This window comes from Vibrio intestinalis, assembly GCF_025195085.2.
Taxonomy (GTDB): domain Bacteria; phylum Pseudomonadota; class Gammaproteobacteria; order Enterobacterales; family Vibrionaceae; genus Vibrio; species Vibrio intestinalis.
Genome location: NZ_JANAVY020000001.1, coordinates 650,331 through 672,075, shown reverse-complemented (window position 1 = coordinate 672,075; position 21,745 = coordinate 650,331). Strand labels below are relative to the sequence as shown.

Below are 21,745 nucleotides of genomic sequence, written 5' to 3'. Positions count from 1 at the left end.
AATGATAAGCGATATAACAATTATTACTTTGAACTAGTTCAAACTAACATTGTTCGGTATCAAAAGAACGGGTCTCAAGCTCTTGTTTTTCCGTGTTACAGGATAAAATTGAACCGTGTTCGTACCAATCACCAAGTACAATTCGCGTCATGTTTTGGCCGTTTGAATCAAAATGATGCACATTTGGCCTATGAGTATGACCATGAATCATCAGATCGACCTGATGCTGTTGCATTACCTTGGTCACTTCACTTGGAGTGACATCCATAATATCAAGGCTCTTATTCTTTTTGTCACTGCGCGCGCCCATCTGAATCTTACGCACGATTTTTCGCTTGATAAACATTGGAATGCGGTTGAAAAGCCACTGTAACCAAGGTTGATTGACCTTAGCGCGAAACTCTAGGTATTTAGTATCTAGAGTGCAAAGTGTGTCACCGTGCAAAAGCACTGCTTTTCGGCCATATAAGTCAATGACGGTCTCATCATCGAGTAGTTTAATACCGGTCTGTTTAGCAAAACGCTTGCCGACTAAAAAGTCACGATTACCTTTAGTGAAATAACAAGGTACGCCGCTATCGGTTAGATGTTTGAATTCAGCACGAATCATATTCGCAAAGTCACTTTTATCATCATCACCAACCCAAAAATCGAATAGATCACCCAAGACGTACAAAGCATCTGCGTTAATCGCTTCTTCGCGCATAAAATTGATGAAGCAACGGTTAATTTCAGAAGTATTTGGAGAGAGGTGTAAATCAGCAATGAAAAGAGTGGTCATGCAGAACCTGTAATAAACCAGCGTTAGTTAGAAGTGTAAGCTAAAAGAGCCCTTAGATAAATGAAAGGGTGCCGAAGCACCCTTATCTAGACTGGTTCGAATTATTCTTCGATTGTTGCACCAGTGATTACCACGTCTTCTAGTGGTACGTCTTGGTGCATGCCGTAAGAACCTGTGCTAACACCTTTGATTTGGTTTACTACGTCCATGCCTTCAACGACTTCAGCAAATACACAGTAACCCCAACCGTCTAAGCTTTCGCTACGGAAATCTAGGAAAGTGTTGTTGTTTACGTTGATGAAGAACTGAGAGCTAGCAGAATGCGGTTCCATAGTACGAGCCATTGCAAGCGTACCTACTTTGTTGCTTAGGCCGTTGTTTGCTTCGTTTTTGATTGGCGCGCGTGATGCTTTTTCACGTAGACCAGACTCCATACCACCACCTTGGATCATGAAACCATCGATTACACGGTGGAAAAGAGTGTTGTCGTAGAAACCGTCACGGCAGTACTGTAGGAAGTTTGCACAAGTTTCAGGCGCTTTCTCTTCGTTAAGCTGAACTTTGATGTCACCAAAATTAGTGTGAAGGGTGATCATGATTATGTCCTTTACATTGGTTTTTATATGAGTCTAAGAGTTTGCTGAGCAATTAGCTCAACAATTAAAGTTGATTCTATCTTAACTTTTGCCGCATTAATACGTGAAAAGCAGTAGATTAGATTTGAATATCAGCGCTTATGGAGCCTTTTTGAACATTTCAGGGATTACTTAACCGATGTCAAATTGATATACTCGATCATTCATTTTATTTCACCCACTTAAAGATAGAGATCATGTTAAAGATATATAACACACTCACAAGACAGAAAGAGGAATTCAAACCAATCAATGCTGGCAAAGTTGGCATGTATGTCTGTGGGGTAACCATCTACGATCTCTGTCACATCGGCCACGGCCGCACCTTCGTTTCTTTTGATGTTGTTTCTCGTTACCTACGTTACCTAGGTTACGATCTAACTTTCGTCCGTAACATCACTGACATCGATGACAAAATCATCAAACGTGCAAACGAAAACGGTGAAAGCTGCGATTCATTGACTGAACGCCTAATCGGTGAAATGCACGCTGACTTTGATGCGCTAAATATGAAGCGCCCGAACGTTGAGCCGCGTGCAACTGAATACATTGCTGAGATCATTGCGTTAGTTGAAAAGCTGATTGAACGTGGTTTTGCTTACGTTGCTGATAACGGCGATGTGATGTTTGAAATCGCGAAATACGACGAATACGGCAAACTGTCTCGTCAAGACCTAGAACAGCTGCAAGCGGGCGCGCGCGTTGAGATTGAAACGGCGAAACGTAGCTCACTAGACTTTGTACTATGGAAGATGTCTAAACCAGGCGAACCAACGTGGGAATCGCCATGGGGCCCGGGTCGTCCAGGTTGGCACATTGAGTGTTCAGCGATGAACTCTTCTATTCTAGGTAACCATTTCGATATTCACGGCGGTGGTTCGGATCTGACGTTCCCACACCATGAAAACGAAATCGCGCAATCTTGCTGTGCACACGGTACTAACTACGTGAACACGTGGATGCACAGTGGCATGGTAATGGTTGATAAAGAGAAGATGTCTAAGTCTCTTGGTAACTTCTTCACCATTCGTGACGTGCTATCTCACTACGATGCAGAGACCGTTCGCTACTTCTTGATGTCTGGTCACTACCGCAGCCAATTAAACTACAGCGAAGAGAACTTAAACCAAGCGCGTGCTTCGCTAGAGCGTCTATACACCTCTCTACGCGGCCTTGATCTTTCAGTTGAAGCAGCAGGTGGTGAAGAGTATGTTTCTCGCTTTGCTGAAGCGATGAATGATGACTTCAATACTCCAGAGGCTTACTCAGTGCTGTTTGATATGGCACGTGAAATTAACCGCCTGAAAACTGAAAACATTGAACAAGCAAGCGCACTGGGAGCACTAATGCGTGAACTCGCAGACGTGATTGGTATTCTTCACCAAGATCCAGAAGCTTTCCTTAAAGGCGATGCTGGCAGTGATGATGAAGTGGCTGAAATCGAAGCACTAATCAAACTGCGTAACGATTCTCGCGCAGCGAAAGATTGGGCAAACGCAGATATGGCGCGCGATAAGCTGACTGAAATGGGTATCGTGCTGGAAGATGGCGCGGAAGGGACGACTTGGCGTCGTAAATAATCGCGTTAAGCATTACTTTTAAAGGGCTGAGCATTCAGCCCTTTTTGTTAGATTTATAATTATTAGATTTATAACTTTTAGAGCGGGAAACAACCAGTGGCACAAATGTACTTTTATTACTCTGCAATGAATGCGGGTAAGTCCACAACTCTTCTTCAATCGTCTTTCAACTATCAAGAACGTGGCATGAACCCAGTGATTTTTACTGCGGCTCTTGATGATCGCTACGGTATTGGCAAAGTAAGTTCACGTATTGGTTTGCAATCTGACGCGCAGCTATTTAATGCGGAATCCAACTTGTTTGATGATATTGCGGCACTTAATGCGGAAGAAAAGCGTCACTGTATTTTGGTTGATGAGTGTCAGTTCTTGAGTAAAGAGCAGGTTTACCAATTAACAGAAGTGGTGGATAAGCTTCATATTCCAGTATTGTGTTACGGTTTAAGAACAGACTTTTTGGGCGAGTTGTTTGAAGGCAGTAAATATCTTCTGTCTTGGGCTGATAAGTTGATTGAGTTAAAGACTATCTGTCACTGTGGCCGTAAAGCCAACATGGTGATTCGTACTGACGAAAATGGCGTGGCGATTGCGGAAGGTGATCAAGTTGCGATTGGTGGTAATGACCGCTATGTATCGGTTTGTCGTCAGCACTATAAAGAGGCGTTAGGCAAGTAAACACGCTTTCTTACGCACAACAAAAACCGGAGCCATTGGCTCCGGTTTTTGTTGTATTCGGCTAATCTTGTTTGCGTTAAGCAAGCTTGAGATTAACGAGCACGGAAGACGATGCGGCCTTTTGATAGGTCGTATGGAGTCATCTCTACAGTTACTTTGTCGCCAGTAAGGATACGGATGTAGTTCTTACGCATTTTACCAGAGATGTGAGCAGTAACTACGTGGCCGTTTTCTAGCTCAACACGGAACATTGTGTTTGGTAGAGTATCAAGGACAGTGCCTTGCATCTCAATTACGTCTTCTTTAGCCATTTAATCCTCTTTATTAAAATGGATACTTTCGACCGGCTTCTTGCGCCGATAAAAATGAATTAAGTAAAGTTGGGGCGTATTCTACCCTTGCCAAGTCTGATTTACTAGCCTTTGATGGTGCTGAAAACGGACTTTGTAATTCATTGCTGAACATTCGTCGATTTGATACCCAAGATATAACCACTGTTTTCCGAGCTTGCGGCAGTATTCTAGCTGTAAAAGGACGCCAAATGTCCCGAGAGAAATTTCGTAATCGGGATCAAAAAAGGTGTAAAACGCACTCGCACTGTTCGACAGAACATCGGTAACGGCAATGCCTATCAGCTTATCTTGATCATAAAAATGCAAATACTGAGTATTGAGCCATGAACATGCCGAGAATTGATTGAAGCTATCATGGTTCGGCGGATACATGGAACCATTACGGTGACGCTTTTCGATGTAGCGTGAGTAAAGGTCTTGCCACTCTTGGTCCATGCTTTCTTTGAGCTGCCAATGATAGCTTTTACATTTGCTAAGAATGCGTTTTTGGCTGCGAGATGGCGTAAAGTTGGGTACCGAAATACGGATAGCTTGGCAAGATTGGCAACGCTCACAATGTGGCTTGTAAATGGTGTCGCCGCTGCGTCTAAATCCATTAGCGAGTAGCACTTCGTAACTCGATGTGCAGTGTAGCGATGGGTCTAAGGCTACCGCCACACGCTCCTCTCTATCGGCAAGATAGCTGCATGGGTGGCTGGTCGAGAGGCCAATTCTAATCTGCTGTAAGTCAGAACTCATTTCAGGTGATGCTCTGGATGATCAAGCCATTGTGGGACAAAGCAGTGCTCCTCTAGTGATTTTTCTCTTAAGGATAGCAGGCTTTGCATGAAGTCATCGCGTTCAAGCTCTGTTGCTCCTAACGACTCGGTGTGTGGATTGAGCACTTGGCAGTCTATTAGCTCACCACCGTGACGGCTAAAATGAGCACAGAAGTACCAAAGCGCTATCTTAGATGCATTGGTAGCGGTACTAAACATGGATTCACCGCAAAACAGTCTGCCCACTGAAATTCCATATAAGCCACCAACAAGCTGGTTTTCTTGCCATACTTCTACTGAGTGACATTTGCCGAGTTTAGCGAGAGCTTTATACGCGTTACGCATATCTTCGTTGAGCCATGTTTCTTCAGCAGGGCGTAAAGATGCGCAATAATCAATCACTTGCTCGGTAGCGCGATTAATACTGACCGAATATTGGTGTTTTCTTTGAAACTTTTTAAGACTTTTTGCCGGTGTGAATGTCTTAGGATTAAATACCGCGCGCGGAGAAGGGCTCCACCATAAAATAGGTTCACCGGGGCCATACCAAGGAAAAATCCCATTTTGGTAGCCATTTAAAATCCGCTTTGGGTTAAGATCGCCACCAAAGGCAAGCAAACCGTTCGGATCTTCTAATGCCCCATAAGGGGATGGAAAAGCAAAGCTATCGCTTTCGAGTTCGGTCAGATAAATCGCCATGATGAGGAACTAATTATGTTTAAAAACTGGCTATGGATATTATTGATTTTTCCCTTGTTTGCCAATGCGGCGTACGAGAGAAATGTAGCAAGACCTGTTAATGAAGTTGTGTTTGGTAAAGTTGATTCGGTTCGCTACCTTACTCAGCAAGACATTGTCAAAGCTGAGAGTAACGGCTGGGAGACGTTTTTAGGCGCTGTGGTCGGCGGCCTAATTGGTAACCAATTTGGCGGCGGTTCAGGTAAAGAAGTTGCTACGGCGGTCGGTGCGGTAGCAGGTGCGAGTATTGCACGCAATCGCGCTAACCAAGTGTATCGAGTCGAATATAAATTGGTCGAACTATTAATTGAAACTGAAGATAAGCGGCTGATTAACGTAATACAAGATGTCGATAGCGCGATGCTGTTTGCGCGAGGAGACAGGGTGCGTATTCTTTACTTTAACGATGGTGTTCGAGTCGATAAAGAGTATTGATTCCCTCTATATATAGAAGGCAAATTACCCGCTAAAAAAATAGTCGCGGCGAAAGCCTTTTTAGCTCTGGTTTTAAGTAAGGTTTTTCGATAGTCTGAAACTACGAAGAATTTTTCATCGCTCTTATGGAAGTGAGCGAGCAAGGAATAGTAGTTTTTAATGGAAAGCCTTACGTTACAACCAATTAATAAAGTCGATGGTGAGGTTAACTTACCGGGTTCAAAAAGTGTCTCAAACCGTGCTTTGCTTCTAGCCGCGCTGGCAAAAGGCACAACACGTCTTACTAACCTGCTAGACAGTGACGACATTCGTCACATGCTTAACGCGCTTACCCAACTAGGGGTTAGCTATCAGCTTTCTGCCGATAAAACCGAATGTGAAGTGGAAGGCTTAGGCGGCGCATTTGATAGCACTGATTCTTTAGAGCTTTTCTTGGGGAATGCTGGTACGGCAATGCGCCCGCTAGCGGCAGCCTTGTGTTTGGGCAAAGGCGAATACGTGCTAACGGGTGAGCCACGCATGAAAGAGCGCCCAATTGGCCATCTTGTGGATGCGCTTAAACAGGCGGGTGCACAAGTTGAATATCTAGAGAACGAAAACTACCCACCGCTTAAGATTCAAGGTACAGGTCTTGCTGGTGGCACAGTGGATATTGATGGCTCGATTTCCAGCCAGTTCCTAACCGCATTTTTGATGTCTGCACCGCTGGCGAAAGACGATGTGACGATCAACATTGTTGGTGAATTGGTCTCTAAGCCTTACATCGATATTACTCTGCACATCATGGCTCAATTCGGCGTTGAAGTAGACAATCGCGATTACCAGCAATTTGTCATTAAAGCAGGTCAGCAATATATTGCTCCGGGTGATTTCCTTGTTGAAGGTGATGCCTCTTCTGCCTCTTACTTTTTGGCTGCGGCTGCGATTAAAGGCGGCGCGATTAAGGTAACAGGCATTGGTAAAAACAGCATCCAAGGTGATATTCAATTTGCTGATGCGTTAGAGAAAATGGGCGCGCAAATTGAGTGGGGCGATGACTACGTTATTTCACGCGCGGGTGAGCTAAACGCGGTGGATATGGACTTTAACCACATTCCTGATGCAGCGATGACCATTGCAACCACGGCACTGTTTGCCAAAGGTACGACAGCCATTCGCAATGTGTACAACTGGCGCGTAAAAGAAACAGACCGATTGTCAGCAATGGCGACTGAGCTACGCAAAGTGGGCGCTGAGGTAGAAGAGGGTGAAGATTACATCATCGTTACTCCACCAAGCCAATTAACGCATGCTGCGATTGATACCTATGATGATCACCGCATGGCGATGTGCTTCTCATTGGTTGCTCTGAGCGATACACCAGTAACGATCAACGACCCTAAATGTACGTCGAAAACATTCCCAGATTACTTTGATAAATTGGCAGCGCTAAGTTGCTAGAGTGAGAAATCGGAATCAAGATAAAAGCCAGAGCAATTGCCCTGGCTTTTTGTTGTTTGGGATAAGGGTTACTTTTCTAAAGTAAACTCTTTTGATAGATGGTGCGCAAGGTATTTAAACATATTGAACACAGCGGTCGTGTTCATCGTTGGTAGACCGTTGTCATCTAGGAAGTAGTTGCCTTTAAAAACCAACACGCCTTCTTTTTCTTCTACGCTGTCAGCGCGCATGCCTTCGATAAAATCGTCGTGCTCTTGGATGATTTGGTTGGCAATTAATAGCAGATCAAACTGAGAAATAGCTTTTTTTTCGCTCATGACTTATACCTGTTGATAGGGCGATAATTGCTGGCGATTGTATGCCTTCATTGGTTAAATTTCCAATAACTTGGGTGATTTTTCTTTTGAGCCGGAAAGAAAATGTTTTGTGACGGGTAACATAAATCTGTCTTCTGCGTTGGCAGAATTGTAATCGTCGCGTTTAGTATGTGGCACTTCTTGATACACAATGAATTCTCGGCCTCGTCCTTTCTATCATTGTCACTGCAGAGATTCGCTCTTATCGAGGTAATCGTCGATTTGTCGAGCAGTCAAAAGTTAAATTAAAAAAAGATATTGATCTTCTCGCCATCTCGCTCGATAGTAAAAAAGAAGCAATATTTGAAGTATGTTGTGCGCTATTTGTATTAAGCTATAGCGCATAAGTCATTAAAGGACACTTGAGTCAGTTATGGGTAAGTCACTCGTTATTGTGGAGTCGCCAGCCAAGGCGAAGACCATCAATAAATATCTCGGAAAAGACTTCATCGTAAAGTCTAGTGTGGGTCACGTGCGTGATCTCCCGACTGCTGGGCAGAGCACCGGCCAAAAAGCGGCAGCAATTTCAACCAAAGGCATGAGCCCGGAAGAAAAAGCGCGCATCAAAAAAGAAAAAGATCGTAAATCGCTTATCAAAAAGATGGGCATCGATCCTTACAATGGCTGGGATGCTAACTATCAGGTACTGCCGGGCAAAGAGAAAGTGGTTGCCGAGCTACAGAAACTGGCGAAAGACGCAGACAGCGTTTATCTCGCAACCGATTTAGACCGCGAGGGAGAGGCTATCGCTTGGCACCTTCGTGAGATCATCGGCGGCGATGAAGAGCGATACAAACGCGTAGTGTTTAACGAAATTACGAAAAACGCGATTCAGCAAGCTTTCCAGAAACCTGGTGAGCTAAGCATGGATGGTGTTAATGCTCAGCAAGCACGTCGCTTTATGGACCGTGTAGTGGGCTTTATGGTTTCGCCATTACTTTGGAAAAAAGTAGCGCGCGGCCTATCGGCTGGTCGTGTTCAATCTGTAGCGGTTAAGCTACTTGTTGAGCGTGAGCGCGAAATCAAAGCGTTCATTCCAGAAGAGTTCTGGGATGTACACGCAAATACTAAGACTCAAGATAAAACTGACTTCCGTTTGCAAGTTGCACAAAAAGACGGTGTTGCATTTAAACCAGTTAACGAAGCTGAGACAAATGCCGCGCTATCTGTACTTGAGAAAGCAAAGTACGAAGTGTGCAAACGTGAAGATCGCCCAACTTCAAGTAAACCTTCAGCGCCATTTATTACTTCAACATTGCAGCAAGCGGCGAGCACGCGCTTAGGCTACGGTGTTAAGAAGACCATGATGTTAGCGCAGCGTTTATATGAAGCGGGTTACATCACTTATATGCGTACCGACTCGACTAACTTGAGTTCGGAAGCGGTTGAAACGGTTCGCGGATTTATCGAAAGCGAATTTGGTGAGGCATACTTGCCAGCAAGTCCAAACCGCTACGGCAGCAAAGAAGGCGCACAAGAAGCGCACGAAGCGATTCGTCCTTCTGATGTGAGCGTAAAAGCGGACGACCTAAATGGTATGGAAGCAGACGCGCACAAGCTCTACTCACTCATCTGGAATCAGTTTGTTGCTTGTCAAATGACACCTGCAAAATACGATTCAACCACAGTGAGTGTGAAAGCCGCGGAATACACGCTAAAGGCGAAAGGTCGCATCCTTAAGTTTGATGGTTGGACTCGCGTACAGCGCCCACTAGGTAAGAACGAAGACCAAATTTTGCCAGCGGTTGAAGTGGGTGACACAGTGTCACTAGAAAGCCTTGAGCCTAAGCAGCACTTTACTAAGCCACCAGCTCGCTTTACAGAAGCGGCATTGGTTAAAGAATTAGAGAAGCGAGGCATTGGCCGCCCTTCAACTTACGCATCAATCATTTCAACTATTCAAGACCGCGGTTATGTGAAAGTTGAGCAGCGTCGTTTTTACGCTGAAAAGATGGGTGAGATTGTTACTGACCGTCTAGACGGCAGCTTCAACGAGCTAATGAACTACGAGTTCACTTCTCGCATGGAAGAAAAACTAGACCAAATTGCTGAAGGTGATGCAAATTGGAAAGGCGTGCTAGATAACTTCTTTACTGATTTCTCTGGTGCTTTAGAGCACGCAGAGCAAGATGAAGAACACGGCGGCATGAAGCCAAACCATATCGTTTACACCGATATTGAATGTCCAACTTGTTCTCGTGAAATGGGTATCCGTACTGCTTCAACAGGCGTGTTCCTAGGTTGTTCTGGTTATGCATTGCCGCCAAAAGAGCGTTGTAAAACCACCATCAACTTGGGCGATGAAGATGGCATTATCAATGTTCTAGAGGAAGACGTAGAAACTGCAGCACTACGAGCTAAGAAGCGTTGTCCTATCTGTGAAACGGCGATGGATGCTTATCTCATTGATGACAAGCGCAAGTTACATGTATGTGGTAACAACCCGAACTGTGAAGGCTATGTGGTAGAGCATGGCGAATACAAGGTGAAAGGTTACGATGGCCCAGTTGTCGAGTGTGACAAGTGTGGTAGCGACATGGTGCTGAAGAACGGCCGTTTCGGCAAATACATGGATTGTACCAGTGAGACATGTAAGAACACGCGTAAGATTCTGAAGAACGGCGAAGTTGCGCCACCGAAAGAAGACCCAGTACATATTCCTGAGCTTCCATGTGAAAACTCAGATGCGTACTTCGTACTTCGTGATGGTGCATCAGGCCTGTTCTTAGCGGCAAGCACTTTCCCTAAATCGCGCGAAACGCGTGCACCATTAGTGGAAGAGTTGGTTCGTTTTAGAGACCGTATTTCGCCTAAGTTCCATTACTTAACGGATGCGCCAGCAAAAGACCCTGATGGTCTGCCAATGGTGGTACGTTTTAGCCGTAAGTCGAAAGAGAACTATGTTCGCTCTGAGGTAGACGGTAAGCCATCAGGTTACACAGCGTTGTACATTGATGGTAAGTGGGAAATCACTGACAAACGCAAAAAGCCGGCGAAGAAAAAATAACCACTCAAGCTAAATTTGAGAGTAAAAAGCAGCGAATTATCGCTGCTTTTTTTATGTCTGTAGATTGGCGTTTTTAATTAGTATTTTGAGCGAATAATCATCGTTATCAATAAATTATAAAGAACGTAGTTCTGCAAGCTATTCACCGTAGCACCGTTAATTGCTAGTCACAAAAGTGACATCTGCCAAATGTATGATAAAAGCTGCAACATCAAGGCGAGCAAGGTCATGCCCTTGTATTTGTGATGTTAAAAAGCTGTATGCTTAGCTGCTCATAATGTGATCTGGGTCAGGTGGTTGAAAAGCAACCTGTGAGCGTCGTGAGGTATAGCGTATTTTAAATTGTATTCTTTCTCAGATGCGATAACTTAATAAACAACGGCTTGCACAAGAAAGGGTAGAAATTGCCCAATATAATAAAAAGCGCCTAATGAATTTGGGTATACCCCAATACAAGGAAAAAGATGGTCTAGCAATTAGATTATCTAGGCAAAAAAATAATATGGAGAATAACGAATGGCTGGTGTTTTAGGAATGATCCTTGCTGGTGGAGAGGGCTCCCGTCTACGCCCTTTAACTGAATCCCGCAGTAAACCTTCGGTTCCTTTCGGCGGAAGCTACCGCCTTATTGATTTCGCTTTAAACAACTTTATCAACGCTGATTTAATGCGCATTTATGTGCTGACTCAGTTCAAATCCCAATCGCTGTTCCATCACTTGAAAAAAGGCTGGAATATCAACGGTATTACCGACCGATTTATCGACCCAATCCCTGCGCAAATGCGTACCGGAAAGCGTTGGTATGAAGGCACGGCAGATGCTATCTACCAAAATATTCGCTTCATGGAATTGGCTGAACCAGACCAAGTTTGTATTTTCGGTTCTGACCACATCTATAAAATGGATATTAAGCAAATGCTGGATTTCCATAAAGACAAACAAGCGTCTTTGACGGTTTCTGCGCTGCGTATGCCTTTATCAGAAGCGTCACAATTTGGTGTGATTGAGGTCGATGCGGAAGGCCGCATGATTGGTTTTGAAGAAAAACCTGAGAATCCTAAATCTATCCCGGGGGATGCAGAGCACGCGTTGGTTTCAATGGGTAACTATATCTTTGAAGCTCAAACGCTGTTTTCTGAACTGATTGAGGATGCGGATAAACCAGACTCAAGCCACGATTTTGGTAAAGATATCATTCCAAATATGTTCCCGCGTGGCGATGTGTTTGTTTACGATTTTAGCACCAACAAAATCACGGGTGAGAAAGAAGAAGTGTATTGGCGCGATGTAGGTACTATCGATGCTTACTGGCAAGCGCATATGGACTTGTTAGAGAAAGACGCCCCGTTCTCGCTCTACAACCGTACATGGCCATTACACACCTACTACCCACCATTGCCGCCAGCGACGTTCACCGATTCAGATAACGGTCGCGTGCAAATCATTGATAGCTTGGTTTGTAATGGTAGTTTGGTGCGAGGCTCTCGTATCGAGAAGTCTGTATTAGGCTTCCGCAGTAACATCGCATCGACATGTGATATCAGTGAGAGTATCTTGCTAGGTGACGTAAAAGTAGGTGAGGGCTGTGTGTTACGTCGCGTGATCGTCGATAAAAACGCAGACATTGCCCCAGGCACACAAATTGGTGTCAACCTACAAGAAGACCGCAAGAAGTACCATGTGTCGGACGATGGCATTGTAGTCATCGCTAAAGGAGAAAAAGTTGGCTACTGAGAATTTATCGATTCTATTTGTAGCCTCGGAAGTTGAAGGACTAATCAAGAGTGGTGGCTTGGCTGATGTAGCCAAGGCACTGCCTGAAGCCCTCCGAGCGCTAAATCAAGATGCAAGAATTTGTCTTCCTGCCTACAGTAAAATCCCAAATATTAATGATGCGCCTATCGTGCTTGATACCAAGCTAGATTTTGCGCCTTATACCCCTTATCAAGTTCGCGAGCTCTCTATCGGTGAAACGCCTGTCTACGCCATTGCGTGTCATCAATACTTCAGCCGCGAAGATATGTACTCGGAATACAACCAAGCCTATCCAGACAACGGTGAGCGATTTGCGTTTTTTAGCGCCGCGAGCTTGGATATGCTGCCTAAATTAGGCTTTCAGCCTAACATCGTCCATGCCAATGATTGGCATACTGGCTTTGTGCCATTTTTCTTGAAACATCGTTATCATGCTAATCCATTCTTTGCCAATACTAAGAGTGTTATTTCAATTCACAATGCGGTGTTTAAAGGCGTATTTAGCTACGAAGAGCTGCAATCAGTGCCTGAAATGAAGCAGCGCTTTGCCCCTGATGCAGAGGTAAGCTCTACTCATGTGACGATGCTCAAAGCGGGTGTGATGACGGCAGACAAGATCAATGCTGTAAGCCCTACCTACGCACAAGAGCTAAAAACTGACCTTGGTAGCCACGGTATGGCGCAAGAGTTCCAATACCGCGCTGATGACTTAGTCGGCATTCTTAATGGCTGTGACTACTCGGCATGGAGCCCTGAAACCGATAGCCTCATTCCGATGAACTACAAGGCCAATCGTCAAAGCATGACTCGCGGTAAAAATGCGTGTAAGAAAGCGTTGCAACAACAGGTGGGTTTGCCTGAACGTGACGTGGCAATGTATGGCATGGTGTGTCGTCTAACCAATCAAAAAGGCGTGCATTATTTGCTGCCGATTTTGGAGCGTTTTTTAAAGCACGATGTGCAGATGACCATCGTCGGTACTGGTGACCCTCTGTTAGCGTCTCATCTTAAACACATCGCAGCGGGTTACCCAGATAAGATCGTGTTTGTTGAGGCGTACGATAATCAACTCGCGCACTTGGTGGAAGCGGGCTCAGATTTCTTCTTGATGCCTTCAGAATTCGAACCGTGTGGATTAAATCAGATCTATTCAATGGCCTATGGCACGTTGCCGATTGTGCGCGGTGTCGGTGGATTGAAAGACAGTGTGGTTGATTACGAGCAGCAACCTGACCAAGCGACAGGCTTTATTTTCAATGAGCCAGATCCAATTGAATTGCTGCTGGTGTTGCAACGTTCACTGCTTTTATACGCTCAGCAACCGCAAGAAGTGAAGCGCTTGCAGTTGTATGCCATGGAACAAGAATTCTCGTGGCAACGCGCTGCAGATGAGTACTTATCCCTTTACCACAGTGCGTTTCGCTTCTAAAGCGCGATACATTACTCAATAATTAGGCGTCTATTGACGCCTTTTTTTACACTTTTATCGTCTTGACTCCACATAAATTGACCTAAGCTGAATTAAGGATTCACAACTTTGTGATAGTCTGCTTTTCTTTTTCCTAAATAATATTCGAATAATAATAGATGTCGACGAGTAACGAACTACTGTTTCATAAAACCTATCCACACCCAGACAGCAAAGAGTGGGTTGTCTTTGTACATGGTGCTGGGGGCAGTTCATCTATTTGGTTTAAGCAAATCAAAGCGTACAAGCAACATTTTAACTTGTTGCTGATTGATCTTCGTGGTCACGGAAAATCCAACCAGTTGCTAAAAGAGCTAATGACCAATCGCTATACATTTAAAGCGGTGACGATGGATATTTTAAAGGTATTGGATCATCTTAAAATCCAATCGGCTCACTTTGTGGGTATGTCTTTGGGTACCATCATTGTTCGTAACCTAGCGGAACTCGCGACTGAGCGAGTTAAATCTATGGTATTGGGTGGGGCGGTGACTCGCCTAGATACTCGCTCTCAGGTTTTGGTTAAGGTAGGCAATATGTTTAAACACATCGTGCCTTACATGTGGCTGTACAGCTTATTCGCTTATATCGTGATGCCGCAACGCACTCAAAAACAATCACGTCACCTATTCATTCGTGAAGCGAAGAAGCTGTGTCAAAAAGAGTTTAAACGTTGGTTTAGATTAGCTTCTGAAGTAAACCCATTAATGCGTTACTTTAAAGAGAAGGAGATTCCCGTCCCGACTCTTTATCTGATGGGTGACAAAGATTATATGTTTATTAAACCTGTCAAAGAGATGGTGGCTGCGCATCGTAAGAGTCAGCTGCATGAAATCGAAAACTGCGGCCATGTGTGCAACATTGAACGCCCAGATGAGTTTAACCACCATTCGATCAATTTTATTCAACAGCAGGTCGTGAGTTAATCGCAGCCGGTTCAGAGTAAGACGCGCCACATTGCCAGCAAATCGCGAACTGCGCTTCATTGCTTTCGCCACATTGATGGCATTGCCATGGATGTTGTTCGTGGTTGGCGTGTTGAAATTGTTCGATAAGCGTTTTGGATTGAGCACTTTGGTTTGGATCTAATAGCCAAACATAAGGCTCGCTCGCTTCTCCAAAAGGGAGTTCTCCCTGAAGACCAAAAATACCTTCACCTCTTACTTCACAATCTATGTTATGCGAACGCAAAAGCTCACAGACAATGTGAGCTTCTGGCGGGTTTGCGGCAGAGTATATTTTCACTAAGCGCCTCCATTTTGCGTCTCAGGCGATTGTTTGAATTTTGCCATAACCCATTTGGCAACGATAGGGAATAGGCCCAGCAGCGCAAATGAAGCAAGTACAGAGGGTGAAACAATACCAGACAAGGATTCGATTTGAGCCAGTTGCGTACCTGCGTTCAAGTACACTGCCGTGCCCGGTAACATACCGATTTGGCTAACAAGATAGAAGCGTGCGGTTGAGATAGGGGTGAGGCCCATCAAAAGGTTGATTAGGAAGAATGGGAACACTGGAATCAAGCGCAGCGAGAATAAGTAGAAAGCACCATCGCGCTCAACCCCTTGGTTGATGGCGTTTAGCTTGTCACCAAATTTGCCTTGTACCCAATCGCGTAGCAAGAAACGGCTGCTTAAAAAGGCCAGCGTTGCACCGAAGGTACTAGCAAATGACACCAACAGTAAACTGGTCCAAAATCCAAATAGGGCAGCGCCAAGCAAAGTCACGACCGCAGCGCCGGGAATCGAAAATGCGGTAATCGCGACATACGCTGCAAAATAAATTGCGGCTGCGACAAGGAAGTTTTCACTGATGAAATCTGCCAAAGCAGCTTGTTGTAGCTTGGCATTTTCAAGAGTGAACTGATCGCCAAACTGAGTGATGAGCAGTGCGATTAGTGCAATAAGGATAATCCCTAGTATCAGTTTTTTGTTCATCTTTCCCTTCCCCTAAGCTTTATTCTTTCGTTTACAGTTTGGTCTATGTTGGTATTAAGCATCAAGTTTACTAATCATTCTTTTTTGACTGCTTAAAGTATAAGAACTTCAAAGCCATAAAAAAATTTCAAAAAAAAGCCAGCGATAGTCGCTGGCTTTTGATGCGGTAGTTGAGAGGTTAATCCAATCTGTCTAAAAGCTCATCACGTCGGTCTTTAGGAATCACCGACCAGTGAGTGCGATTAATAGCCCCTTCAAGAGCCCAAAGAAGCTCAAGGCTTACTTCGTTATCATGGCTGGCTTTAATTGCCTTAAACGCCTCAACAGAGCCTGTTTGCTCAAGGTTAGCAACGGATTCGATACCTGCTTTTTTCAGCATACGTTCGGTGGCTAAACGTAAGTTTGGCAGATCTTTAATGCGCGTTGGTTTTGCCTTAGCTTGGGTGGTTTTCTCTTTCTTCGCTTGAGAAAGAGCGCCGCGAGCGACTTCAAGGGTTGCTGCGCTATCTTGATACCATTCATCATTCAATGCAAAATACTTGGTTACCACAGGGAAACCGCGTTTGTGATAGATATAAGGTTCAAGTTGTTGCTGTTTGAATTCAACAGCTAAAGTGTCATCTGCTCGAATGTGGAGCTTGTCATGTACGACGAGTGCAAACATAGTGTCGTCTGCGAAAATGCCAAATCCACCAAACATGGAGCGAGATTTGATTCGTCCTAGCGGCTCAAATAGACGCATAGAATCTTTAAGTGTAGGTTTATCCATTCTGTACTTTCTCGGTGTATGAGTATACGCCACCAGATCAGGTCCGAGAGAATAGCAAAGAAATGCAGAAAGGTGTCAGTAATCGGTTAACGTTTGCATTTTTTACCATCGGTAACCCCGCTGCCGTGCATATTTCATGTGTAGGCCGGTGGCTTTGCGTCCCATCTTTTCAGAATGGTTTGCCCTGTGCGTGACTTAATTTGCTCTGCTACAGATTAAAAAATCATGTTGTTCGAAGTGCATATACTATGCAGCAAGCGTGATCTTAATGCAAGATTAACAGCCCAAAAAAACGACAAAGCCGACATATGTAATGTCGGCTATTATTTTATAATTCAGATGTTTATTTGATTTTAGCGACGGTGCTGCGCTCTACAATCTCAGGATGCATCTCAAAAACGCGTTTTTCGTGCTCTTTATCTTTAATGCGCTCAAGCAAGATTTCAAACGCATTTTTACCCACACGACGTTTCGGTTGGTGAACCGTGGTTAGTGGTGGTGAGAAGTATTCAGCCAGCTCGATATTATCGTAACCAATCACAGACATATCCTCAGGGATACGAATGCCTTTTTGCTGTAGGCGGCTCATAAGGCCAAGTGCCATGGTATCGTTGAAACAGAAGATAGCAGTAGGGCGCTTGTCCATTGCCACGATTTTGTCAGCGGCTAGCACAGCCGTGTCACACTCAAAGTTGCCTTCTAGGATCCAGTCTTCATCAACCGCTAAGTTAGCTTCGCCCATTGCGCGTTTAAAGCCTTGAATACGCTCTTGGCAGGCAGCTTTTTCAAAGTGACCGCTTAGGCAGGCGATATCAGTGTGACCATGTTCAATCAGGTATTTAGTCGCTAGGTAGCCACCTTCTTCTGAGTTATCGATGATCTTGTCTGCTTGTGAGCTCTCTGGGCCCCAGTCCATAACAACTTTAGGAATGTCTTTCTGGCGATCTAGCATTTCGCTTAGTTCTTCCGTTAGGTCAGAACACATAACAAGAATGCCGTCTACGCGTTTTTCAGCCAGCATGCGGATGTAGTCACGTTGCTTCTCGTAGATACCGCCTGTGTTACACAGGATTAGCGTGTAGCCTTGACGGTAACAGTAGCTCTCTACACCATCGATAACTTCAGAGAAGAACAAGTTAGTCGATTGAGTCACTAACATACCGATAGTACGAGTCGTGTTACATTTTAAGCTACGAGCAACAGCGCTTGGTGCGTAGTTCAGTTCTGTTACTGCTTCCATTACGCGCTCTTGAGTGGCTTCAGCCACAAAACGAGTTTTGTTAATCACGTGAGAAACAGTGGTAGTTGATACGCCGGCTAAGCGTGCTACATCTTTAATAGTGGCCATAAGGTCTGTCCTATCTATAGCTGCCACGTAGGTATATAACTTAATACCTACCTGAAAAAGTAAATGTTTATAGGTTTAAAATAAACGGTCACTTACTTGTTCAGATTGGCAAAGAATCATATTGGCAGTAAGTATTAGAAAAACAAAAACCGCTCTTTTACAGCGGTTTGTTTATATGTACTCAAGACAATTAAATTAGTAATTATTGATAAAGGTACCTGAGTACATTTTGATTTTTATCGTTTGCGGTCACGATTCTAGACCGCATTGCTCAAAGGAGCAACGAAAATAACCCGTCACCTGTACGGTTATAGCGTGTTTGTGACCGAGTTACTCTTCACCAAGCAAATAACTGCAATCCAACTCTAAGAACGCAACCAATAGAGCGGTTACCGCAGCGTAGAAGCCAAATTCATCGAATTTTTGGCTCTTGGCGCTAAATTGAGGAACCCAATTTAAAATGTGCTGACGAATAAATGCTTCTTGCTCATGCAGTGCTTCTTCTATATGGCGCTCTTGCTCAAGTTCGTTTGAACGAATAATAAGATTGCCCAGAAGGTCTAGCTCGATGGCAATATGATCCGCTGGCTCGTTAAGGTTTTTATTTACCGCTACGCCATGCTTTGCCAGTAATTCATCCATCTGCTTAGCTGGCTCATCGTTAAGTAGGCCAGTCTTACCCACGTACATTGACGCATAAGGTAACGCTGAGTCCTTATCTGACTTTAAGAATAGGTCACAAAAGTCTGCCGCTAGCTCTAATTGTGCGTCTTCACGGTCAATAAGGCGATTTAATGCATCGATCAGTTTGTCTGTGGCTGGTTTAAGGCTTGGGTTTTCGCCCAATCCAGACAGAAAACCTCGGATTTCAGGGCTTTGATATTGCTCTAAATCGGCTTCAGTCAGCTCTTTGGCAAACAGACTAGAGAACCACCAGTAGATTTCAGCGCGTTTTTCATTAAACGCTTTTAGCTCTTGCATCAAACATGCTCCAAATAATTGTACTGCTATTATTTTAGCGGACAAAAGTGAATAGCGATAACACACATTATGTAAGAGCGTGAGTAAAAATGGCGATTTATGAACGGATGGGCTAATTTTGTTTTGAATCAATAAAAAATCATCTTTCTTGATTTTAATTTAACAAATACTAGAAATGTTACTGATTATGAATAGAATACACTTGATAACATTTCCCAATGTAGAATAAGTGGTTTAGATGAGCTATCACGTATTAGTAGTAGAAGATGACGCAGTAACTCGCAGTAAGCTCGTTGGTTACTTTCAAAATGAAGGTTATGCCGTAAGCGAAGCGCAAAGTGGCGAGCAGATGCGTGAAACTCTACAAAATAACGACATTGACCTAGTGATGCTTGATATCAACCTTCCTGGAGAGGACGGCCTGATGTTAACGCGTGAACTACGCAGTCAGTCAGACATTGGAATTATCCTGGTAACAGGACGCACGGATAGCATTGATAAGATCGTTGGCCTAGAAATGGGTGCAGACGATTACGTAACCAAACCGTTTGAGCTTCGTGAGCTATTGGTTCGCGTTAAGAACTTGTTATGGCGCATTTCTGCTGCTCGTAACTCAGATTCTGCCGCGGAACAAAGTAAAAACGATGGCAACACAGTGCGTTTTGGTGAGTGGACGTTTGACGTTCAACGCCGTGCGTTAAGCCGCAATGGTGAGCCAGTTAAGCTGACCAAAGCAGAATATGAATTGTTAGTGGCACTCTCTTCTTACCCGAACCAAGTGCTTAGCCGTGAACGTATTCTGAATATGATTAGCCACCGAGTAGATGCGCCAAATGATCGTACGATTGATGTATTGATTCGTCGTATGCGCGCTAAGATGGAGTTCGACCCTAAGAACCCACAAATCTTCGTGACTGTACACGGTGAAGGCTACATGTTCGCAGGCGACTAACTTAAGTCTCGAATCAATAAAAAAACCGAAGCAATGGCTTCGGTTTTTTTGTTTCTGCTTGAGCGTTAAAGCTGGCTTTCAGCTGATTCAATGCTCTTATCTTCATAGTCTGAAGCCCAGTCACGTAGGCTTTGCCAAGCCTTGCCTAGGGTTTCATGCCAGTAGCGTTCAGTCTGTTCTAGATAAATCGCTTTTGGCGTGTACTTACTCCAAAACTGATGAATTTCATTTTGCGCAAGGTAGTTGGTCGGCGCAGGGTATGGCTGCATGCCTGCTGCATGAAACTCGTTTAACGCGCGCTCCATGTGACTTGCCGAAGTGACTAAAACAAGCTCTTTGCGTTGTACAAACGCAGCCGCTTGTCTGGCCTCTTCCCATGTATCTTTTGCGGTTTCAAGCAAAATGATGTCTGACTTAGACACACCCAGTGCCAGCGCCACTTTAGCCATCATTCTTGCGTTACTGACTTCAGAGCCACCTGAGTAGCCAGAAAGGATCAGTTTAGAGCCCGGGTAGATACGCATAATGCGAATACCTTCAGCAAGGCGCATTAAAGCGGTGCGACTTAACTCTGAAGTTGGCGGGATTTGGTCATCAACGACGTGACCACTGCCAAGAACCATAATGTAGTCAATGGATTTATCGACTGGTAAAAAGCCTGTGTATTGACGCTCTATCGGTGCAAGCAAACGAGAAGCGACGGGTTGGAAAGAAATTAGGAAAATCCCAATAAAGGAGAAAAGTACAACAAAGCAGCCTGTTTTCTGCTTTCTCGTAAACATAATCAACATTAGCCCGAGAAAACCGATAATCAGCATAGCTGGTAAAGGCATGAGCAACGAAGATACGACTTTTTTCAGCTCAAACATACTTAAATAGTCCGAAAAAACACCAGTTGATGATAATTTAAGAGAATCCCTCTTTATATCTGCCTTTCTTGTGACAGAATAGCAGCACGATTAGACATAATACCCCAAGCTGCTGTGACTGAAGACCGCAATTTCGACGATATTGCCCACAAATTTGCAAAAAATATTTACGGCTCTGACAAAGGCGAGATTCGCCAAGTCATTGTCTGGCAAGATCTTGAGCAAGCCCTAGACATGTTAAACGCTGACCAGACAACACTTCAAGTGTTGGATGCCGGTGGCGGTTTGGCACAAATGTCGCAAAAGATTGCCAAACTCGGACATCAAGTGGCGTTGTGTGATCTATCTTCTGAAATGCTGCAGTTAGCAGAGCAAGAGATTGAAAAAAACCAGCTGCTTGAGCAGTATCGGCTGATTCATTCTCCGGTGCAGGAGATTGATGCACATTTAGACCAACCCGTGGACTTGATGATGTTCCACGCGGTGATGGAATGGTTAGCCGATCCAAAGCCTGCACTTGAGAAAGTGTTAGAGCAGGTAAAACCGGGCGGCATCGCTTCAGTGATGTTCTATAACCATCATGGGTTAGTCTACAAAAACGTAGTGTGTGGCAATATTCCACATGTGTTAGATGGCATGCCGCACCGCAAGAGATTTAAATTACAGCCGCAAAAAGGCTTAATCCCCGCAGACGTCTATCAGTGGATTGAAGACGCAGGGTTTGAAATTTGCGGTAAATCTGGCATTCGCTGCTTTAGTGACTACATCGGGAATATGCAGTACATGGGCGATTACCAGCTAGAAGATGTATTGGCTTTAGAACAACAACTATGTCGACAAGAGCCGTACCTCTCACTAGGCCGATACATTCATGTATGGGCAAGAAAGAAACATGAACAGGAATAACA

General features: G+C 44.4%; 22 protein-coding genes and 1 riboswitch. Of the genes, 10 read left to right on the top strand and 12 right to left on the bottom strand.

Features of this window, described 5'->3' with window-relative positions; genetic code table 11:
- Positions 1-43: 43 nt before the first annotated feature.
- Entirely contained in the window at positions 44-781 is a 738-nt protein-coding gene (lpxH, locus tag MU515_RS02920; protein ID WP_260258877.1) for a UDP-2,3-diacylglucosamine diphosphatase, read from the bottom strand.
- Positions 782-882: 101 nt separating this feature from the next.
- Positions 883-1,377 carry a peptidylprolyl isomerase gene (locus tag MU515_RS02915; protein ID WP_260258876.1) on the bottom strand — a complete coding sequence of 165 codons (495 nt, stop codon included), beginning with the start codon at positions 1,375-1,377 and terminating at the stop codon, positions 883-885.
- Positions 1,378-1,613: 236 nt separating this feature from the next.
- Here MU515_RS02915 and cysS point away from each other — a divergent pair, with 236 nt between their 5' ends.
- The gene (gene cysS, locus MU515_RS02910) at positions 1,614-2,996 is read left to right on the top strand and encodes a cysteine--tRNA ligase (protein WP_260258874.1); all 1,383 of its coding nucleotides are present in this window, start codon (positions 1,614-1,616) and stop codon (positions 2,994-2,996) included.
- Positions 2,997-3,092: 96 nt separating this feature from the next.
- Complete coding sequence (locus MU515_RS02905; RefSeq protein WP_260258873.1) at positions 3,093-3,671, top strand: thymidine kinase; 579 nt, start codon at positions 3,093-3,095, stop codon at positions 3,669-3,671.
- 92 nt (positions 3,672-3,763) lie between these two features.
- Here MU515_RS02905 and infA read toward each other — a convergent pair whose 3' ends face one another.
- From infA to aat, 3 genes are all read right to left on the bottom strand, one after another.
- Positions 3,764-3,982, bottom strand: a complete 219-nt coding sequence (gene infA, locus MU515_RS02900; RefSeq protein ID WP_001040192.1) for a translation initiation factor IF-1 — start codon at positions 3,980-3,982, stop codon at positions 3,764-3,766.
- An 81-nt stretch (positions 3,983-4,063) separates the two neighbouring features.
- Positions 4,064-4,762 (bottom strand): arginyltransferase, encoded by a 699-nt coding sequence (locus MU515_RS02895; RefSeq protein ID WP_260258872.1) that lies wholly within the window; start codon positions 4,760-4,762, stop codon positions 4,064-4,066.
- On the bottom strand, positions 4,759-5,481 hold the full coding sequence (gene aat, locus MU515_RS02890; RefSeq protein ID WP_260258871.1) for a leucyl/phenylalanyl-tRNA--protein transferase: 723 nt from the start codon (positions 5,479-5,481) through the stop codon (positions 4,759-4,761). Before aat ends, MU515_RS02895 begins: the two co-directional genes overlap by 4 nt.
- A 15-nt stretch (positions 5,482-5,496) precedes the next feature.
- On the opposite strand from aat, the gene MU515_RS02885 reads away from it, so the two are divergent.
- Together MU515_RS02885 and aroA are read left to right on the top strand one after the other, a co-directional pair.
- On the top strand, positions 5,497-5,955 hold the full coding sequence (locus MU515_RS02885) for an outer membrane lipoprotein (protein WP_260258870.1): 459 nt from the start codon (positions 5,497-5,499) through the stop codon (positions 5,953-5,955).
- Positions 5,956-6,114: 159 nt separating this feature from the next.
- Entirely contained in the window at positions 6,115-7,395 is a 1,281-nt protein-coding gene (gene aroA, locus MU515_RS02880) for a 3-phosphoshikimate 1-carboxyvinyltransferase (protein ID WP_260258869.1), read from the top strand.
- 68 nt (positions 7,396-7,463) lie between these two features.
- Here aroA and MU515_RS02875 read toward each other — a convergent pair whose 3' ends face one another.
- Positions 7,464-7,712, bottom strand: coding sequence for a YciN family protein (locus tag MU515_RS02875; RefSeq protein WP_260258868.1), 249 nt, complete (start codon positions 7,710-7,712; stop codon positions 7,464-7,466).
- Positions 7,713-8,124: 412 nt separating this feature from the next.
- Here MU515_RS02875 and topA point away from each other — a divergent pair, with 412 nt between their 5' ends.
- From topA to MU515_RS02855, 4 genes are all read left to right on the top strand, one after another.
- Positions 8,125-10,758, top strand: a complete 2,634-nt coding sequence (gene topA, locus MU515_RS02870; protein ID WP_260258867.1) for a type I DNA topoisomerase — start codon at positions 8,125-8,127, stop codon at positions 10,756-10,758.
- Positions 10,759-11,274: 516 nt separating this feature from the next.
- On the top strand, positions 11,275-12,492 hold the full coding sequence (gene glgC, locus MU515_RS02865) for a glucose-1-phosphate adenylyltransferase (RefSeq protein ID WP_260258866.1): 1,218 nt from the start codon (positions 11,275-11,277) through the stop codon (positions 12,490-12,492).
- On the top strand, positions 12,482-13,942 hold the full coding sequence (gene glgA / locus MU515_RS02860; protein ID WP_260258865.1) for a glycogen synthase GlgA: 1,461 nt from the start codon (positions 12,482-12,484) through the stop codon (positions 13,940-13,942). The genes glgC and glgA overlap by 11 nt, the downstream gene beginning before the upstream one ends.
- A 158-nt stretch (positions 13,943-14,100) precedes the next feature.
- On the top strand, positions 14,101-14,907 hold the full coding sequence (locus MU515_RS02855; RefSeq protein WP_260258864.1) for an alpha/beta fold hydrolase: 807 nt from the start codon (positions 14,101-14,103) through the stop codon (positions 14,905-14,907).
- On the opposite strand, the gene MU515_RS02850 is transcribed toward MU515_RS02855, so the two are convergent.
- From MU515_RS02850 to torD, 5 genes are all read right to left on the bottom strand, one after another.
- The gene (locus tag MU515_RS02850; RefSeq protein ID WP_260258863.1) at positions 14,882-15,226 is read right to left on the bottom strand and encodes a DUF2007 domain-containing protein; all 345 of its coding nucleotides are present in this window, start codon (positions 15,224-15,226) and stop codon (positions 14,882-14,884) included. The two genes, MU515_RS02855 and MU515_RS02850, sit on opposite strands and share 26 nt — an antisense overlap.
- The gene (locus MU515_RS02845; RefSeq protein ID WP_260258862.1) at positions 15,226-15,918 is read right to left on the bottom strand and encodes a TVP38/TMEM64 family protein; all 693 of its coding nucleotides are present in this window, start codon (positions 15,916-15,918) and stop codon (positions 15,226-15,228) included. Before MU515_RS02845 ends, MU515_RS02850 begins: the two co-directional genes overlap by 1 nt.
- Positions 15,919-16,096: 178 nt before the next feature.
- Complete coding sequence (locus MU515_RS02840) at positions 16,097-16,687, bottom strand: TfoX/Sxy family DNA transformation protein (protein ID WP_260258861.1); 591 nt, start codon at positions 16,685-16,687, stop codon at positions 16,097-16,099.
- A gap of 107 nt (positions 16,688-16,794) precedes the next feature.
- A riboswitch (cyclic di-GMP riboswitch) is annotated at positions 16,795-16,881 on the bottom strand.
- A 149-nt stretch (positions 16,882-17,030) separates the two neighbouring features.
- Entirely contained in the window at positions 17,031-18,035 is a 1,005-nt protein-coding gene (gene purR / locus MU515_RS02835; RefSeq protein WP_260258860.1) for an HTH-type transcriptional repressor PurR, read from the bottom strand.
- 330 nt (positions 18,036-18,365) lie between these two features.
- The gene (gene torD / locus MU515_RS02830; RefSeq protein WP_260258859.1) at positions 18,366-19,016 is read right to left on the bottom strand and encodes a molecular chaperone TorD; all 651 of its coding nucleotides are present in this window, start codon (positions 19,014-19,016) and stop codon (positions 18,366-18,368) included.
- A gap of 238 nt (positions 19,017-19,254) precedes the next feature.
- On the opposite strand from torD, the gene torR reads away from it, so the two are divergent.
- The gene (gene torR / locus MU515_RS02825; RefSeq protein ID WP_260258858.1) at positions 19,255-19,968 is read left to right on the top strand and encodes a two-component system response regulator TorR; all 714 of its coding nucleotides are present in this window, start codon (positions 19,255-19,257) and stop codon (positions 19,966-19,968) included.
- Between the two features lie 65 nt (positions 19,969-20,033).
- On the opposite strand, the gene elyC is transcribed toward torR, so the two are convergent.
- Positions 20,034-20,837 carry an envelope biogenesis factor ElyC gene (elyC, locus tag MU515_RS02820; protein ID WP_260258857.1) on the bottom strand — a complete coding sequence of 268 codons (804 nt, stop codon included), beginning with the start codon at positions 20,835-20,837 and terminating at the stop codon, positions 20,034-20,036.
- Positions 20,838-20,933: 96 nt separating this feature from the next.
- On the opposite strand from elyC, the gene cmoM reads away from it, so the two are divergent.
- Positions 20,934-21,743: a tRNA uridine 5-oxyacetic acid(34) methyltransferase CmoM gene (gene cmoM / locus MU515_RS02815; protein ID WP_260259175.1), complete on the top strand. Its 810-nt coding sequence runs from the start codon at positions 20,934-20,936 to the stop codon at positions 21,741-21,743.
- Positions 21,744-21,745: the final 2 nt, after the last annotated feature.